At 53.9% G+C, this 16129-nt stretch carries 13 protein-coding genes; 5 read left to right on the forward strand and 8 right to left on the reverse strand.

Translation table 11 applies throughout. The annotated features are described in order from the left end of the window. Nucleotides 1-20: 20 nt before the first annotated feature. Entirely contained in the window at nucleotides 21-563 is a 543-nt protein-coding gene (locus DXU84_RS15710) for a hypothetical protein (protein ID WP_071823615.1), read from the reverse strand. A 163-nt stretch (nucleotides 564-726) separates the two neighbouring features. Further along, the gene (locus DXU84_RS15715) at nucleotides 727-1722 is read right to left on the reverse strand and encodes an acyltransferase (RefSeq protein ID WP_153376187.1); all 996 of its coding nucleotides are present in this window, start codon (nucleotides 1720-1722) and stop codon (nucleotides 727-729) included. 235 nt (nucleotides 1723-1957) lie between these two features. On the opposite strand from DXU84_RS15715, the gene DXU84_RS15720 reads away from it, so the two are divergent. Continuing rightward, nucleotides 1958-3196 (forward strand): MFS transporter, encoded by a 1239-nt coding sequence (locus DXU84_RS15720; protein ID WP_013573401.1) that lies wholly within the window; start codon nucleotides 1958-1960, stop codon nucleotides 3194-3196. 129 nt (nucleotides 3197-3325) lie between these two features. Here DXU84_RS15720 and DXU84_RS15725 read toward each other — a convergent pair whose 3' ends face one another. The 6 genes from DXU84_RS15725 to fdnG all read right to left on the reverse strand — a co-directional run bounded on the left by DXU84_RS15725 (nucleotide 3326) and on the right by fdnG (nucleotide 11216). Next, nucleotides 3326-4864, reverse strand: a complete 1539-nt coding sequence (locus DXU84_RS15725) for an aldehyde dehydrogenase family protein (protein ID WP_013573400.1) — start codon at nucleotides 4862-4864, stop codon at nucleotides 3326-3328. A gap of 101 nt (nucleotides 4865-4965) precedes the next feature. Further along, the gene (locus DXU84_RS15730; protein ID WP_013573399.1) at nucleotides 4966-5607 is read right to left on the reverse strand and encodes a glutathione S-transferase; all 642 of its coding nucleotides are present in this window, start codon (nucleotides 5605-5607) and stop codon (nucleotides 4966-4968) included. 85 nt (nucleotides 5608-5692) lie between these two features. Then, complete coding sequence (gene fdhE / locus DXU84_RS15735; RefSeq protein ID WP_153376189.1) at nucleotides 5693-6598, reverse strand: formate dehydrogenase accessory protein FdhE; 906 nt, start codon at nucleotides 6596-6598, stop codon at nucleotides 5693-5695. Continuing rightward, nucleotides 6595-7248, reverse strand: a complete 654-nt coding sequence (gene fdoI, locus DXU84_RS15740; protein ID WP_013573397.1) for a formate dehydrogenase cytochrome b556 subunit — start codon at nucleotides 7246-7248, stop codon at nucleotides 6595-6597. The genes fdhE and fdoI overlap by 4 nt, the downstream gene beginning before the upstream one ends. After that, a complete protein-coding gene (gene fdxH, locus DXU84_RS15745; RefSeq protein WP_013573396.1) occupies nucleotides 7245-8156 on the reverse strand; it encodes a formate dehydrogenase subunit beta in 912 nt (303 codons plus the stop codon). Before fdxH ends, fdoI begins: the two co-directional genes overlap by 4 nt. Before the next feature lie 12 nt (nucleotides 8157-8168). Then, on the reverse strand, nucleotides 8169-11216 hold the full coding sequence (gene fdnG, locus DXU84_RS15750) for a formate dehydrogenase-N subunit alpha (RefSeq protein ID WP_153376191.1): 3048 nt from the start codon (nucleotides 11214-11216) through the stop codon (nucleotides 8169-8171). Between the two features lie 145 nt (nucleotides 11217-11361). Between fdnG and fdhD the strand changes: the two genes are divergently transcribed. From fdhD to yiiM, 4 genes are all read left to right on the forward strand, one after another. Then, a complete protein-coding gene (gene fdhD, locus DXU84_RS15755; protein WP_112151992.1) occupies nucleotides 11362-12204 on the forward strand; it encodes a formate dehydrogenase accessory sulfurtransferase FdhD in 843 nt (280 codons plus the stop codon). A 210-nt stretch (nucleotides 12205-12414) separates the two neighbouring features. Next, nucleotides 12415-13035 carry a superoxide dismutase [Mn] gene (gene sodA / locus DXU84_RS15760; protein WP_013573393.1) on the forward strand — a complete coding sequence of 207 codons (621 nt, stop codon included), beginning with the start codon at nucleotides 12415-12417 and terminating at the stop codon, nucleotides 13033-13035. Between the two features lie 271 nt (nucleotides 13036-13306). Further along, nucleotides 13307-15253: a methyl-accepting chemotaxis protein gene (locus DXU84_RS15765; protein WP_134706462.1), complete on the forward strand. Its 1947-nt coding sequence runs from the start codon at nucleotides 13307-13309 to the stop codon at nucleotides 15251-15253. A 103-nt stretch (nucleotides 15254-15356) separates the two neighbouring features. Next, nucleotides 15357-16028, forward strand: a complete 672-nt coding sequence (yiiM, locus tag DXU84_RS15770; RefSeq protein WP_013573391.1) for a 6-hydroxyaminopurine reductase — start codon at nucleotides 15357-15359, stop codon at nucleotides 16026-16028. Nucleotides 16029-16129: the final 101 nt, after the last annotated feature.

Below are 16129 nucleotides of genomic sequence, written 5' to 3' on the forward strand. Positions count from 1 at the left end.
GACCCCGTGTCGCTTTTTTGTTATCTGCGCCTTGTTGGTAATTTAAGACCTTTCATCCTCGCATCAAAAATATGCCAAAAACTGAACCATCCATTTACGCCCACCGGGCCAGCCCATTTCTCTCTCGGGTAACTTGTCATCACTTTTAATCGTATGTCACCCACCGGATGTTTATTTTTTGTTATTTCAAAAAACAAACAATAATCCACACCCATATAATGTGTTTCCAGATAATAAAATGTTTCCTGATGCTGATGCAACGCCCGGCCTAATAACGCATTTTCATTAATGAGTTTATTTATAAGCTCGGGTAAGCGGAATGAATATGAATGACGTTGCGGACAAAAATATCGCTGATGCTTTCCGGGAGCATGAGGATAAACCCACAACTCAGATTCTGCCTGATGCGCCGTGAAACAATGATCAGTGTAGACCACAAAAATCCGTAACTTACGGGTTGGAAAATCGTCACTGGCTGGCCTGACAGCAACAATTGTCGATGCCCGAAGATGATCAAGCGTATAAATCACACCATTTATTTGAAAGGGCGGCCAGAATGTCATGATAATTTGCCTGGATAAGTGAAGCGAAATAATATCCGGAACAAAATGACAAAGATAATGAAAGAGATTAATCGTGACGTGCCGATTTAATAAAATAAGGGGAAATAAATTGATAATATCATGCACAACCATTCATGATGTGTATAAATAATCAATATTGTTTTCAGCTCACCCAATTCCGCCGGTCTATTTTCCCCAACCCCATCGCCAGTAATAATCCGCCACCCAGTCCGCAGATAAACAAAAAGGCGATGTTCAGCAGCGGATATTGCGGAAAGTCGAGATGCTGGCTGCGCAGGCCAATGATGATCAGTGCATGAAAGCCGTAGATGGCCAGGGAATGACGGGAGATCAGGGCAAATCCCGGCAGCATGCGGTGTGTCAGCGCGTTTTTGAACACCACGAACAGCGCGATGGCGGAGATAAACACCAGCGGGCCGCTGTAGACGTAAAAAGTGTCGGCGAAATTCTGGTTAATTTGCATCTGCCGGTACGTACCCGTGGCAATCGCCAGCGTGCTGAGGATAAACAGGGCGCTGGCGGTAAGCGTGATTACCATTTTTTCAGTATTGAGCTGGCTGATGGCGCGGCCCATCAGGGCGTAAAGCACGTAATAGAAGGTATCGCCACTGATGTATAAATCCAGCGGCAAAAGATGGATTTTCTGCCATGTCACGGCAGGCATTTGCGGATTCGCCAGGACGCCAAGCAACGTCCCGGCGATCAGCAGGTATCTGCCGGATACGGCTTTAACGTTAATCAGCGGGGAAATCAGGTAAATCACGATAATGGCGTAGAAAAACCAAAGATGGTAAAACACCGGCTTTTCCACAATCAGACGCAAAGACGGCCAAAATCCTATTTTTGTCATCGTGAGGATATACATCAGCGAGACGGCGCTGTAGAACAGCAAACATAATGTGACGCGCCAAAAATGCCGTTTTTGCGCACTTTTTTCACCCAAAAATAGCGCACCGGAAATCATAAAGAACAGCGGCACACAGACGCGCGAGGCGGAATTGAGCAGGTTTGCCACTGTCCATTCAGCGGTATGGACCGCAGCGAAATTGACCACCAGCGAGGTGCTGGCGTGGATCATCACCACCATCATGCAGGCGAGCGCACGCAGATTATCTATCCAGCTGATTTTTTGGCTCATTCCCTGCAATTTCCTTCTTACCGATGGTTGTTGGCAGCGTAGCCAGCTTTTGGAGGGCTAACAAGGTAAAAGTGCCGTTCTCAGATTGTGCTGAACGTGAATCTGAAGATTGCGTTGCGCTCAAATAATCGGCAAAATAGCCAGCATTACTGCCTCGCTTGCGAAACCCGCCCGGACAGTCTCTTATTTTCTGCTAATTTTCAACCGATTAGCCTTACGTCTGTGAATAACTAAAATGCATAATTCTCCAAATACTGCGTCCCTTCTGGGTCGGCAGGCGCTTTTGTTCCCTCTGTGCCTGGTGCTGTTCGAATTCGCGACTTATATCGGTAACGATATGATCCAACCGGGCATGCTGGCCGTCGTGGCTAATTTTAATGCCGGGGAAGAATGGGTGCCAACATCCATGACCGCTTATCTGGCTGGCGGCATGTTCCTGCAATGGCTGCTCGGGCCACTGTCAGACAGGCGCGGGCGTCGTCCGGTCATGCTGGCGGGCGTGAGCTTTTTCATCATCACCTGTCTGGCCATTTTGTTCGTACAAAACATTGAACAGTTTATGGTGATGCGTTTCCTGCAAGGCATCAGCCTGTGCTTTATCGGCGCCGTCGGCTACGCCGCGATACAGGAATCCTTCGAAGAATCGGTGTGTATTAAAATCACGGCCATGATGGCGAATGTCGCGCTGATTGCCCCGCTGCTCGGGCCGCTGGCCGGTGCGGCGCTGATCCACATTGCCCCGTGGCAGTCGATGTTTGTAATTTTCGCCGTGCTCGCCGCTATCGCGCTATGGGGATTGTGGAAATCGATGCCGGAAACAGCTTCCCGCCTTGGCGAACCGTTCTCGATGCCAAGCCTGCTGCGCGATTACAAGCACGTGCTGAAGAACCGTCAGTTCGTATGCGGCGCGCTGGCGATTGGTTTTGCCAGCCTGCCGTTGCTGACATGGATTGCACAGTCGCCGGTGATTTTAATCAGCGGCGAAGGCTTAGCCGCTTACGATTATGGCCTGTTACAGGTGCCGATTTTCGGCGCACTGATTATCGGTAACGTTACGCTGGCGCGCCTGACGGGCAAACGTACCGTCGAATATCTGATTAAACTGGGCGCAGGCCCGATGGTGGTCGGTTTGCTGATCGCTGCGGTGGCTACGATGTTTTCTGCGCATGCCTATCTGTGGATGACCGCCGGTCTGAGCCTGTATGCGTTCGGAATTGGTGTGGCGAATGCCGGTTTGTACCGCCTGACGCTGTTCTCCAGCGACATGAGCAAAGGGACTGTCTCCGCCGCCATGGGCGTTATCAGCATGATGATTTTCACGGTTGGGATTGAGCTGGCAAAAGTGGCTTATGTCGAAGGCGGTGCGGGGATGTTTAACATGTTCAACCTGATCAGCGGCCTCGCCTGGCTGGCGCTGGTGGTGGTTTTCCTGCGCAGCCGTCAGGTGGTGCTGCCGCCGAACAGCGTGGTGTGATTTCGTACTGAGTCGCCTGCAAAACCCCCTCCCCGCCTCCCCCTTCGCAGGGGGAGGAGTAAAAACGCCGACCTGCCCCCTCCCCTGCGAAGGGGAGGGCTGGGGTGGGGTATTAATGGCAACTCAGAATCAGAAAAGCCCCATCGGTTTACTCGAATAACTCACCAGTAAACATTTCGTTTGCTGATAGTGATCCAGCATCATCTTATGGGTTTCTCGCCCGATACCGGATTGTTTGTAACCGCCGAACGCCGCATGTGCCGGATAGGCGTGATAGCAGTTGGTCCAGACACGGCCAGCCTGAATGTTGCGCCCCATATGATACGCCACGTTGCCGTCACGGCTCCAGACACCCGCCCCCAGCCCGTAAGCCGTATCGTTGGCGATTTGTAACGCCTCATCCATATCTTTGAATGTCGTTACCGCCAGCACCGGTCCGAAAATTTCTTCCTGGAAGACGCGCATGTTGTTTTTACCCAGCAAGATGGTCGGTTGCAGGTAATAACCCTCGTTCAGCGAACCTTCAAGTTTCTTCTTCGCACCGCCGGTCAGCACTTCCGCGCCCTCATTTTTACCGATTTCGATGTAATCCAGAATGGTTTTCATCTGTCCGGCAGACACCTGCGCGCCCATCTGGGTTTCCATATCCAGCGGGTTACCGGTTTTGATCGCTTCCACGCGTTTGATTGCCCGTTCCATAAAGCGTTCGTAGATGGACTCCTGCACCAGCGCACGGCTCGGACAGGTACAGACTTCGCCCTGATTGAAGGCAAACAGCGCGAACCCTTCCAGCGCTTTGTCGAAGAATTCGTCCTCTTTATCCATCACGTCGGCGAAGAAAATATTCGGCGATTTACCGCCCAGTTCCAGCGTAGCCGGGATCAGGTTTTGTGCAGCATAGCCGGCGATCCGCTGGCCGACTTCCGTCGAACCGGTGAAAGCGACTTTGGCGATACGTTTGGAGGTCGCCAGATATTCGCCGATTTCCCCGCCCGCGCCGTTGACCACGTTAATGACGCCAGCAGGCAGAATGTCCTGCACCAGTTCCATCAGCAACAGAACCGACAGCGGCGTCAGTTTGGCCGGTTTGAGTACGATGCAGTTACCTGCCGCCAGCGCCGGTGCCATTTTCCAGCACGCCATCAGCAGCGGGAAATTCCACGGGATAATTTGTGCCACCACGCCCAGCGGTTCGTGGAAATGATAGGCCACGGTTTCGCTGTCGATTTCGCTGATCCCGCCTTCCTGTGCGCGTACGCAGGAGGCGAAATAACGGAAATGGTCGATGGCTAACGGCACGTCTGCGCCACTGGTTTCGCGGATCGGTTTGCCGTTATCCCAGGTTTCGGCATTTGCCAGCAGTTCAAGATTTTGTTCCATGCGATCGGCGACTTTCAGCAGTAAGTTTGCACGCTGCTGCACCGGCATTTTTCCCCACGCGTCTTTGGCTTGATGGGCGGCATCCAGCGCCAGATCGACGTCATCGGTGCTGGAACTGGCCACTTTACACAGCACTTCGCCGGTAACCGGCGTCAGGTTGTCGTAATACTCTTTTTTTACCGGCGCGACCCATTCACCGCCAATAAAGTTGTCGTATTGTTTTTTGAGTTTCAGCGGGAAACCGTATTCTTCCGGTTTGACGGCATGAGGATTTTTATCATAGGCCATGATGGAACTCCTTTATGCAACAGGGATTAGCAGAGCGCTGCACAAAGCTTAGGCTTTAAAAATCTCACCGGCAGATTGTAAAGAGAAGTCTTCGAGCGGCCTCACACCTTTTTCGCTGCAAAGCTGGCGTTACCACTTCCGGGGGGTGTGGTGCGCGCAAAACTCTCGCGCTGGAACAGGCGTTCAACCAGTTTTACCAGTTCGGGATGCTCGACACACCAGCCCGGCGCAATACGCCGGAAGTTGAGATAGCCCAGACAACAGGCGACGGCAATATCGGCCACGTTGAGGCTTTCAGAATTGAGCAATGTGCGGTTTGCCGCATGCTTTTCCAGCGCATCCAGCCCGCGCAGCAGTTTTTCCCGCTGGCGCAAAACCCAGGCTTCGTTACGTTTATCGGCATCGCGGCGGCCTTCCAGCACCAGCGCCACGGCAGCATCAGTGACGCCGTCGGCCAGCGCTTCAATTTGCTTCACGCGTAACGCTTCCAGCGGCTGCCACGGCAACAGCGTGGGCGCGACATTCATCAGTTCGATGAACTGCACAATGATCGGGGAATCATAGAAAATTTCGCCATCATCGGCGACCAGTGCGGGGACTTTTCCGAGAGGATTGTACTGCGTGATTTTGCAGCCAGGTTCGTGGGGGGTGTCATTAATGAAATCAAACGGGATGCCTTTTTCCAGCAACATCACAGAAATTTTGCGTACATACGGGCTGGTATAACTGCCGATCAATTTCATCAGACCCTCCTCGTTTTCGCCGGAACCTCTTTTAAAGCTAGCAGCCATGCCGGGGTTTACCAGTCACGGCTGCCAGATTTACAGGTTACCCGGCGGGAAACAGGAACGGGTTGATACCGCTGCCGGAAAAACCTTTATCTTCCATCCGGTCATCGAGCAGCAGCGTGGCGAGGTCGTCCGCCACAGCGTCAGCCTGCGGGTCTTTATCCTGATAAATCAGTTTCAGATACGCGCCGCAATCGTCACAGGCTTCGGCTTTCACCGTTGCCTGCTCATCGTCGATAGACCAAAGGTTCAGATGCTCCATTTCATCACAGTTGCTACATTTGGCGCGCACCACATGCCACTGGCTTTCACACAGATTGCAGTGCAGATAGCGCAGGCCACCGGCATTGATCACCGCAGACACAGGAATACTGCCGCAGACCGGGCAGAACTGACGATTTTCGCCATAATCCGCCCGCCCGACACCCCGCAACTGCGCCGCCATCTGCGCCCAGTACAGCGACAATGCGGCCCAGATAAACGGGGCTTCATCGGCCGGAACGTGTTTGAAATCCTGATTCAGCAACTGCGTCGCCATCATTTCCCGCTGCAGGCTCGGGGAATGTTCGAGGCGCTCAAGTACGCCGGACACCGGCTCTGATGCGCCATGTTTGAGCACCAGGATCAGCGCATCCAGCAAGGTCAGCCAGTGCGGCGTGCGCGGAAACAGACGGCAGTCGAGTGGCGGTTTACCGGCAGCTTTTTCTAATTCGCCACTCAGGTCGATACTGAGCGGAAACTCTTTCAGCACGCGCTGCTGGGCGTCGCAAATCGCCGCAGCAAAGTTCAGATATCCGTCGAGCGGGCTGTTTTCAGCCAGCGCGCGCAGACGATCGGCGCGGCGCTGATACCGTGTTTTCAGGTTGGCGAACAGTACCGGCGGGATGTTCCCCGCCGTGGTTTTACCGTCTGTCAGTTCGTCCTGTTGAACAATCTGGATGCTCATCCGGCTTTCCTCTTATCTTGTTCTTTTTTCAGCTCTTCAGCACGCACCTGACGATACCAGCGCGGATGGTGATACTTCGCCCATGACGCGGGCACTTTGCCGCCGGTCATGGCCGAAATCGACCCTTTCGCCCAGGTCGCCGCGTAGACGTGCATGATGATCACCAGAATCAGGCCAATACCGGCCAGTGAATGCACCAGCAGCGCCAGACGGATCAGCGGGATCGGGAAGTAACCAGCAAACCACGGACGCCAGATCATGACGCCGCTCGCCATCAGCAGCACAAGGCAACTGATCGCCGCCCAGAACACGCATTTCTGGCCGAAGTTATAGCGGCCTGTGTCGCCGACTTCATGATTGGTCAGCACTTTGCCGATATTTTTCGCCCACACAATGTCATCTTTTTCCGGCAGGTTGTGCTTCCAGTAGCGGAAGAACATACCGAGGAAAGAGACGAACATCACCACGCCGAAAAACGGGTGCAGGATACGCGCCAGTTGCGGGGTGCCGTAAACGTTCATCAGCCAGTTAAACGACGGGAAAAAGAAGCCGATGCCGCTGAGCGCGAGCGTCACAAAACAAAACGCCACGATCCAGTGATTGAGACGTTCCACCAGGTTATAGCGCTGGATTAACTTCTCTTTTTTCATGAGCGTTTCTCCTCATCGTCATGTTTATCTTCCCCTTCCGTATGCTCTTCCTCTTTCACGTAATTCGGCCCCACGCCGAGGAAGTGGAATGCCGCCGCGGCGAAGGTCACTGCAAAGCCGACGGCGGCCAGCGGTTTCCAGACACCTTTCCACAAGGTAACCGCCGCGCTGATGGCCGGATCTTTTGGCAGGCCGTGATACAGCTCAGGATTGTCGGCGTGATGCAGCACGTACATCACGTGCGTGCCGCCAACGCCCTGCGGATCGTATAAACCGGCATGTTCAAACCCGCGGCCTTTCAGCTCGCTGACGCGTTCTGCGGCCAAATCCTGCATCGCGGTTTTAGTGCCAAAATGAATCGCACCCGTCGGGCAGGTTTTCACACAGGCCGGTTCCTGGCCGACGCTCACACGGTCAACGCACAGCGTGCATTTGTAGGCACGGTTATCCTGTTGGTTGATGCGCGGAATGTTGAACGGGCAACCGGCGATGCAGTAACCGCAGCCGATGCAATGTTCTGACTGAAAATCGACGATGCCGTTGGCGTACTGCAAAATCGCGCCTTCCGCCGGACAGGCTTTCAGGCAGCCCGGATCGGCGCAGTGCATGCAGCCATCTTTGCGGATCAGCCATTCCAGCTTGCCGTTTTGTTCCACTTCGGAGAAACGCATCACCGTCCAGGATTTCGCACTGAGATCCATCGGGTTATCGTAAACGCCAGTATTAAACCCGACGTCATCGCGCAGGTCGTTCCATTCGGAACAGGCGACCTGACAGCCTTTACAGCCGATGCAGGTGGTGACATCGATGAGTTTCGCCACTTCCTGCTGATGATCACGGGCACGCGGCGCTGGCGTGAACCCGTTGGTTGCGGACTTACGAAGTATGTCCTGTGATTGCATTGCCATAATTCGCCTCCGTTAGACCTTTTCCACGTTAACCAGGAACGCCTTAAACTCCGGCGTTTGCGAGTTAGCGTCACCGACTGACGGCGTCAGCGTGTTGGCTAAATAACCTTTACGCGTCGCGCCTTCAAAGCCCCAGTGGCAAGGGATGCCAATGGTATCAACGTGCTTACCGTCGATGGTCAGTGGCCGGATGCGCTTGGTCACCACGGCTTTCGCCACGATGAATCCGCGCTTCGAAGACACTTTCACTTCATCGCCCTGCGCAATGCCCTTCGAGGCGGCCAGACCTTCGCCGATCTCGATAAACTGTTCTGGCTGCGCAATGGCGTTCAGCAACGCGTGTTTGGTCCAGTGGCGGAACAATTCGGTGATCGAATAGGTGGTCGCCACATACGGGAAGTCTTTGGCGGTGCCCATATTCGGCAAATCGCTGGCAAAAATGCGTGCGACCGGATTGGAAATCACCGCCGGATGCAACGGGTTAGTGCCAATCGGCGATTCGATCGGCTCGTAATGCTCAGGGAACGGGCCGTCGGCCATTTTGTCAGTGGCAAACAAACGGCCGACGCCTTCCTGTTGCATGATGAACGGCCCGACGCCGGAGCCCGGTGCGGCGGTGCTGTAATCCGGGACATCAAAACCAATCCACTTCGCGCCATCCCAGCGGATGATTTCGCGTTTCGGATCCCACGGCTGGCCCTGCGGATCAGCGGACGCACGGTTATACAGAATGCGGCGGTTGAGCGGCCAGCACCACGCCCAGCCGGACGTACAGCCCAGACCGGAAGGATCGGCGTTATCGCGGCGCGCCATCTGGTTACCGGCTTCCGTCCAGCTTCCCGTGTAAATCCAGCAGAAACTGGCGGTGCTGCCGTCATTTTTCAGATGGGCAAACGTCGAAAGTTGCTGGCCTTTTTTCGCCAGCAGATTGCCCTGGTCATCATGAATATCAGCCAGCGCATTGCCGTTGGCTTCGCGGGCGATTTCTTCCGGCAGCGGGTCGAGCGGATCCTGATAATCCCACGCCATATTCATTACCGGCAGCGGATTGGCACCGCCCTCTTTCTGGTACAGCTCACGCAGTTTCATAAACAGACGGGCGATAATTTTGCCGTCGTGCAGCGCTTCACCCGGTGGCTCAGAGGCCTGGAAGTGCCATTGCAGCCAGCGACCGGAGTTCACAATCGAACCGTTTTCCTCTGCAAAACAGGAAGACGGCAGACGGAACACCTCGGTCTGAATATCGGCGGTCTGCACGTCGTTCATTGCACCGTGGTTTTGCCAGAAGTTTGAGGACTCAGTCACCAGCGGGTCGATCACCACCATGTATTTGAGTTTTGAGAGTGCACGCGAGGATTTGTTTTTGTCCGGGAAGGCCGCCAGCGGGTTGAAGCCCTGCACGATATACCCGTTCAGCTTGCCTTCGGTCATCAGCTCGGCCTGTTGCAGCACGTCGTAGCTTTTGTCCCATTTCGGCAGCCAGTCAAAGCCCCAGTCATTTTCCGCCGTGGCGTGATCGCCCCAGAAGCTTTTCATCATACTGACGAAAAAGTTCGGCGTGTTTTTCCAGAAATTGACCTGTCCATCCACCAGCGGTGCGGGCGTAATCTGATGCAGATAATCAGTGAAATTAGTCTGTTTTTCCGACGGCAAAGGCATGTAACCCGGCAGATTCAGCGACAGCAAACCGAGGTCGGTATAGCCCTGAATATTGGAGTGACCACGCAGGGCATTCACGCCGCCGCCCGGCATACCAATGTTGCCAAGCAGCAACTGGATCATCGCCGCACAGCGGATGGTTTGTGCGCCGCCGGTATGGTGCGTCCAGCCCAGCGCATACAAAATGGTCGAGGTTTTATCGCGCGCGCAGGTTTCCGCCAGAATGGAGCTGATCAGCAGGAAATCTTCTTTCGAGGTACCGCACAGACGTTCCACCAGTTCCGGCGTGTAACGGGAAACATGCTCTTTCAGCAAGTTCCAGACACAGCGCGGGTCCTGCAACGTTTTATCCTGTTTCGCGAAGCCTTTTTCATCCAGCTGATAGTGCCAGCTTTCTTTGTTATAGGATTTTTTCGCCGCGTTAAAACCGCTGAAAAGACCGTCGTTGAATTCATAATCTTCACGTACCAGCAGGCTGGCATTGGTGTATTCCAGGACGTATTCGGTCTGAATTTTATTGTGGGTGATCAGATAGTTGATCATGCCGAGCAGGAAGGCCGTGTCAGAACCAGCGCGAATCGGCGCGTAGATATCGGCCACCGCAGCACTGCGGTTAAAACGCGGATCGACGACGATGACTTTAGCGTTATTTTTGGTTTTGGCCTCAATCACCCATTTGAATCCGACCGGATGCGCTTCTGCCGCATTTCCGCCCATAATTAAAATCACATTGGCGTTTTTGATGTCGACCCAGTTGTTCGTCATCGCACCGCGACCAAAGGTTGGCGCTAATGCCGCCACGGTCGGGCCATGACACAGACGGGCCTGACAGTCGATCGCCACCATACCCAGTGCGCGGGTGAATTTCTGATCCAGCAGACCGGTTTCATTACTGGCCGCAGAAGAACACAGCATGCCGGTGGTCAGCCAGCGGTTGACCGTCACGTTGTTTTCATTTTTCTCGACGAAATTGGCGTCGCGGTCATCTTTCATCAGGCGGGCGATACGGGAAATCGCCTCGTCCCACGTGATGCGCTGCCATTTATCGGAACCGGGAGCGCGGTATTCCGGATATCTGAGACGGCCTTCGCTGTGGATGTAATCCAGCACGCCTGCGCCTTTCGGGCACAACGAGCCACGACTGACCGGATGATCGGCGTCACCCTCTACGTGGAAGATATTTTCAGTGACGTTTTTCGCGCCATCGCCCTGGCTGTAAATCAGTATTCCGCAACCTACGGAACAGTAAGTGCAGTTGTTGCGGGTTTCACGGGAGCGAAGCAGTTTGTATTGGCGGGTTTCCGCCAGCGCCATGGTAGGAGTAAATCCTAATAATGCCGCCGTGGTGCCGGCCATACCACCCGCACATATTTTGAATAATTGTCTTCTGCTGACTTGCATGAAAGACTCCTTCCCATCATCTGTTAACACATTGCTTTTCAAATTGGCGCTTTCCGCAGCTGATGCGGAAGCGTTAAAATTAAAGCCAAGTACCCATAGTTTTTGTACGGCTTATGTAGCCGGAATGTTTATAAGGTTATTGCTAATGGATGTCCATCAAGTAAACGAACTGGGCGAAAAAGATGACAAAAAAGTGACTCAGATCATCGGAGCCAGCCAAAAAACGGTGATGCAGCGCGCACATCTCAATGAGCCGGAAGATGACTGGATTGCTCAGGAAGTGCCCGTTGCGCTGGTTTATAACGGCATTTCGCATGTGGTCATGATGGCTTCACCGAAAGATCTGCAGGCCTTTGCGCTGGGCTTTTCGCTGTCAGAAGGGATTATTGAATCGGTCAGTGATATTTACGGGATGGAGGTGACACCAAACTGTAACGGGATTGAGGTTAACATCGAATTATCGAGCCGCCGTTTCGCCGGGCTGAAAGAACGCCGCCGCGCCATGGCGGGCCGTACCGGGTGCGGCGTCTGCGGCATCGAACAGTTAGGCGATTTATTCCGCCCGCTCGCGCCGCTGCCGTTCAGTCAAACCTTTGATCTGGCAAATCTGGACAACGCGCTGCACCAGCTGAAATCCGTGCAGGAAATCGGCCAGCTCACCGGCTGTACCCACGCCGCCGCGTGGATCACGCCGGAAGGTGAATTACTGGGTGGCTGCGAAGATGTGGGCCGTCATGTGGCGCTCGATAAAATGCTCGGTATGCGTGCCAGACAAAACGACTGGATATCCGGCGCCGCGCTGGTATCAAGCCGCGCCAGCTATGAAATGGTGCAGAAAGCCGCGATGTGCGGCATCGAAATCCTGTTTGCCGTCTCCGCCGCCACCACGCTCGCAGTCGACGTTGCCGAAAAATGCAATCTGACGCTGGTCGGTTTCAGTAAACCGGGACGGGCAACGGTGTATACGCATCCGCAGCGGTTACGTTAACTCTCTCTAAGCACCGCGTGCCTTTAGACAATTTAGGATTGTTTGCGGTTATCTGGTTCTAAGCCCCGTATAACAGGCGCTTACGAGTACCCGCACAAAGCATGGAGCATAGATAATCATTTTCAATATCATTTAATTAACTATAATGATCCGACTGATTACGCGGTGCTCACAATGACGGTGCCGCCCTACACTATGGAGACGATGAACATGAGTTATTCACTGCCATCACTGCCTTACGCATACGACGCACTCGAACCGCATTTCGACAAAGAAACGATGGAAATCCATCACACTAAACATCACCAGGCTTACGTGAACAACGCTAACGCTGCGCTGGAAAGCTTGCCGGAACTGGCTGCACTGCCGGTTGAAGAACTGATCACCAAACTGGATCAGGTTCCTGCAGACAAGAAAGTTGCACTGCGTAACAACGCAGGCGGCCACGCTAACCACAGCCTGTTCTGGAAAGGCCTGAAAACTGGCACCACCCTGCAGGGCGAACTGAAATCTGCGATCGAACGCGATTTCGGCAGCGTTGACGCTTTCAAAGAAACTTTTGAGAAAGCAGCGACCACTCGTTTCGGTTCAGGCTGGGCATGGCTGGTGCTGAAAGACGGCAAACTGGCGGTTGTTTCTACTGCTAACCAGGACAGCCCGCTGATGGGCGAAGCCATTTCCGGCGCTTCCGGTTACCCGCTGCTGGGCCTGGACGTGTGGGAACACGCTTACTACCTGAAATATCAGAACAAACGCCCTGACTACATCAAAGCCTTCTGGGCTGTTGTAAACTGGGACGAAGCAGCAAAACGTCTGGCTGAAGCGAAGTAATTTCGCCCTGCCGCCCTTTGCGGGCATGATGATGTTTTCGCCAATGGCGGGTCAGTGACCCGCCTTTTTTATGTCCTGAATTTGTATGCATGATCACTGTTTTACAGCGAATTATTCTTCCGTTTCCCACCATTATTAGACCCCGCTCGCATTAATCAAAAATACGCCACAGATCCTATAAAGTTTATTAAACAACCTACCGATAGATTGTTCACAAAGGCGTCACAAAAACGCATGTCTATTTAAAAGGGATGTTTGACGGAGAATGATTATGAGTAACGGATCGGGTCTTTCGCAGTGGATGAACAATCTCAAGGTCGGCACCAAACTGGGTCTGGGTTTCGGGCTGGTGCTTTTGATCGCGGCCGTCATTACCACTGCGGGAATGATTAAATTTAACGACATCAGTCAGCGTGCGGAAAAAGTCGATTTCAGTAATCAGATGAACGCATTACTCAATGATGCCCGCCTCAGCCGTACGCTTTATCAGCTCAATTACAATCCGGCGTATCTCAAAAAAAATCAGGACAACATTGACGCGCTGTCGCAACTGATTGAGCAGTCGAAAGACAAGCTGAAATGGGATGCCGCTGGCCAGGCAGAACTGGAGCAGGTGCCGGTAAAAATTCATGAATATCAGCAGGCACAAGCCGCGTTTAAAGAAGCCGTCGACCGCAAAGATGCGGTACGCGCCAGCTGGAATCTTTCCGAAACCGAAGCCGTTGTGAAACGTTTACAAGATCAGCTGCGTGTGGAAGATGCCGATCCTTCCATTCGTCTTTCACTGGCCGAAGTCATTCAAAAACTGATCAACGTGCGTTATGACGTGCGCGGCCTGTTGCTCAACATCAACAAGGAATCGGAAGCCAGGCTGTTAAAGTCAATTGATGATACGCAGGCCAATGCTAAAAAGCTGAACGCATTACTGTTGCCGGATCAGCAGGCCACACTCGCCCCGCTGATGAGTGCGCTGGCGACCTATAAAGATCACGTTATGGCCTACATGCCGGCTTACGAAGATGAACAAAAGAACTCGCAGCTGCTGACAGTAAAAGCCGCTGAGATGAACACACTGGTCGCAAAAATATTCAAAAATGAACTGGATAACACGCATAAAGACATCACTAATGCGCAGATGATCATGATGGTGATTACGCTGATCGTAATGCTGGTGGGGATTATCATTGCATGGCGAATCACCCGCCAGATTGCCCAGCCGCTGCGCGATACGCTGAAAACGGCGGAGGCGATTGCGCGGGGCGATCTGACTGTCGCGCATCCAACCACACGTCGCGATGAGCTGGGTATGCTGATGAACGCGGTGTCCGCGATGAGCCAGAATCTCAGTACGATGATTTATGAAATCCGCTCCGGCGTTTCACAGGTTTCTCACGCGGCGGCTGAAATCGCCGCCGGGAATACCGATCTTTCCTCACGCACCGAACAGCAGGCCGCAGCGGTTGAAGAAACCGCCGCCAGCATGGAAGAACTGAGCGCGACGGTGAAACAGAACGCCGATAACGCCCATCACGCCAGCAAACTGGCCAGCGAGGCTTCGGGCACCGCAACGCTCGGCGGCAAACAAGTCGGCGAAGTGGTCGACACCATGCAGCAGATTTCCGGCAGCTCAAAACGTATCGCCGAAATTACGTCCGTCATCAACAGCATCGCGTTCCAGACCAATATCCTGGCGCTGAACGCTGCGGTTGAAGCCGCGCGTGCCGGTGAACAGGGCCGCGGATTCTCAGTCGTCGCCTCGGAAGTCCGCATACTGGCACAGCGCAGTGCGCAGGCAGCGAAAGAGATCGAAGGGCTGATTGCCGAGTCGGTTGAACGTGTTAACACCGGCGCGAAGCTGGTGGAAAATACCGGACGCACCATGCAGGACATCGTGAAATCCGTCTCGCATGTGCGCGATATCATGGGTGAAATCGCCTCTGCTTCTGACGAGCAAAGCCGTGGTATCAGCCAGATTTCGCAGGCGATTGTCGAAATGGACAGCACGACACAGCAGAACGCCGCGCTGGTTGAGCAGTCATCCGCTGCCGCCGATTCACTCGAAGATCAGGCCGCGACGCTGACGCAGGCAGTCTCGGTATTCCGCCTGGCCGATAACGGCGATATGCTGGCCGCACCGGCATCCGCCGCGCTGCGCCGTCCGGCCCTGCCGCTGCCAGTTCAAGGCAAAACCAGTCAGGATAACTGGGAAACGTTCTGACTGATGAACCTGCGCACCCCGCATGTGCGCAGGTATTCCTTCTACTCCCGCTGCCGAATGCAGGTTATGCTTGAGCGAGTGACATTTCAGCAGCGGAGAGCTTATGCATTATCCCGACGTGTACATCGGTACCATCGAGCATTATCCCGACTTTTCACCCAGTGCGATTGCCAAACGTCAGGTTGATGGCGCTGTCGCTCTGACGCCTCTCGGGCTGGAGAACGATCAGCAGGCCGAAAAGTCTTATCACGGTGGCGCTGACCGCGCGCTGTGTCATTTTCCCCGCGAGCATTACGCCTGGTTGCGCCAACAGTTTCCCGAAGAAGAGGACCGTTTTCATCCGCCTGCGTTTGGGGAAAACCTTTCGACACTCGGCATGACCGAAGATAACGTGTATATCGGCGATATTTTCCGCTGGGGCGACGCGCTGATTCAGGTCACGCAACCCCGTGCGCCCTGCTACAAACTGAACCATTTTCTCGACTGCAAAAACCTGTCGCCGCTGTTACAACAAAGCGGCCGCTGCGGCTGGTTATATCGGGTGGTCAGTACGGGGAATGTCAGTGGCGACCGGCCGCTGGAACTGCTGACGCGCAACAGTGAGGTGTCCGTCGCAGAAGCGATTTCTATCGCCTTCAACATGCCGTTTGATGAGGAACAGTATCGCCGTCTGATGTCTGCTGCAGGGATTTCAGCGAGCTGGAGTAAAACCATGCAGATGCGGCTGGTAAATCGCAAGATCGAGGATTTTGGGCGGAGATTGTTTGGGAAGTAAGAAACAGAACGGGTATGGCTGGAGGGGTTTTTCTTTGCTCCTCCCCCTGCGAAGGGGGAGGCTGGGAGGGGGTTATAAAGACAAAACCCGAGTCAAAGCAC

This window comes from Rahnella sp. RcJ3 (genome assembly GCF_009498575.1).
In the GTDB taxonomy this organism is placed as follows: domain Bacteria; phylum Pseudomonadota; class Gammaproteobacteria; order Enterobacterales; family Enterobacteriaceae; genus Rahnella; species Rahnella aceris.

Coding starts and splice junctions, on each gene's coding strand:
- DXU84_RS15730 (WP_013573399.1), bottom strand. CDS start 5,607: ATGAAATTGATCGGCAGTTATACCAGCCCGTATGTACGCAAAATTTCT.
- DXU84_RS15720 (WP_013573401.1), top strand. CDS start 1,958: ATGCATAATTCTCCAAATACTGCGTCCCTTCTGGGTCGGCAGGCGCTT.
- fdhD (WP_112151992.1), top strand. CDS start 11,362: ATGGATGTCCATCAAGTAAACGAACTGGGCGAAAAAGATGACAAAAAA.
- fdnG (WP_153376191.1), bottom strand. CDS start 11,216: ATGCAAGTCAGCAGAAGACAATTATTCAAAATATGTGCGGGTGGTATG.
- fdoI (WP_013573397.1), bottom strand. CDS start 7,248: ATGAAAAAAGAGAAGTTAATCCAGCGCTATAACCTGGTGGAACGTCTC.
- DXU84_RS15765 (WP_134706462.1), top strand. CDS start 13,307: ATGAGTAACGGATCGGGTCTTTCGCAGTGGATGAACAATCTCAAGGTC.
- DXU84_RS15715 (WP_153376187.1), bottom strand. CDS start 1,722: ATGAGCCAAAAAATCAGCTGGATAGATAATCTGCGTGCGCTCGCCTGC.
- fdxH (WP_013573396.1), bottom strand. CDS start 8,156: ATGGCAATGCAATCACAGGACATACTTCGTAAGTCCGCAACCAACGGG.
- DXU84_RS15710 (WP_071823615.1), bottom strand. CDS start 563: ATGACATTCTGGCCGCCCTTTCAAATAAATGGTGTGATTTATACGCTT.
- sodA (WP_013573393.1), top strand. CDS start 12,415: ATGAGTTATTCACTGCCATCACTGCCTTACGCATACGACGCACTCGAA.
- fdhE (WP_153376189.1), bottom strand. CDS start 6,598: ATGAGCATCCAGATTGTTCAACAGGACGAACTGACAGACGGTAAAACC.
- DXU84_RS15725 (WP_013573400.1), bottom strand. CDS start 4,864: ATGGCCTATGATAAAAATCCTCATGCCGTCAAACCGGAAGAATACGGT.
- yiiM (WP_013573391.1), top strand. CDS start 15,357: ATGCATTATCCCGACGTGTACATCGGTACCATCGAGCATTATCCCGAC.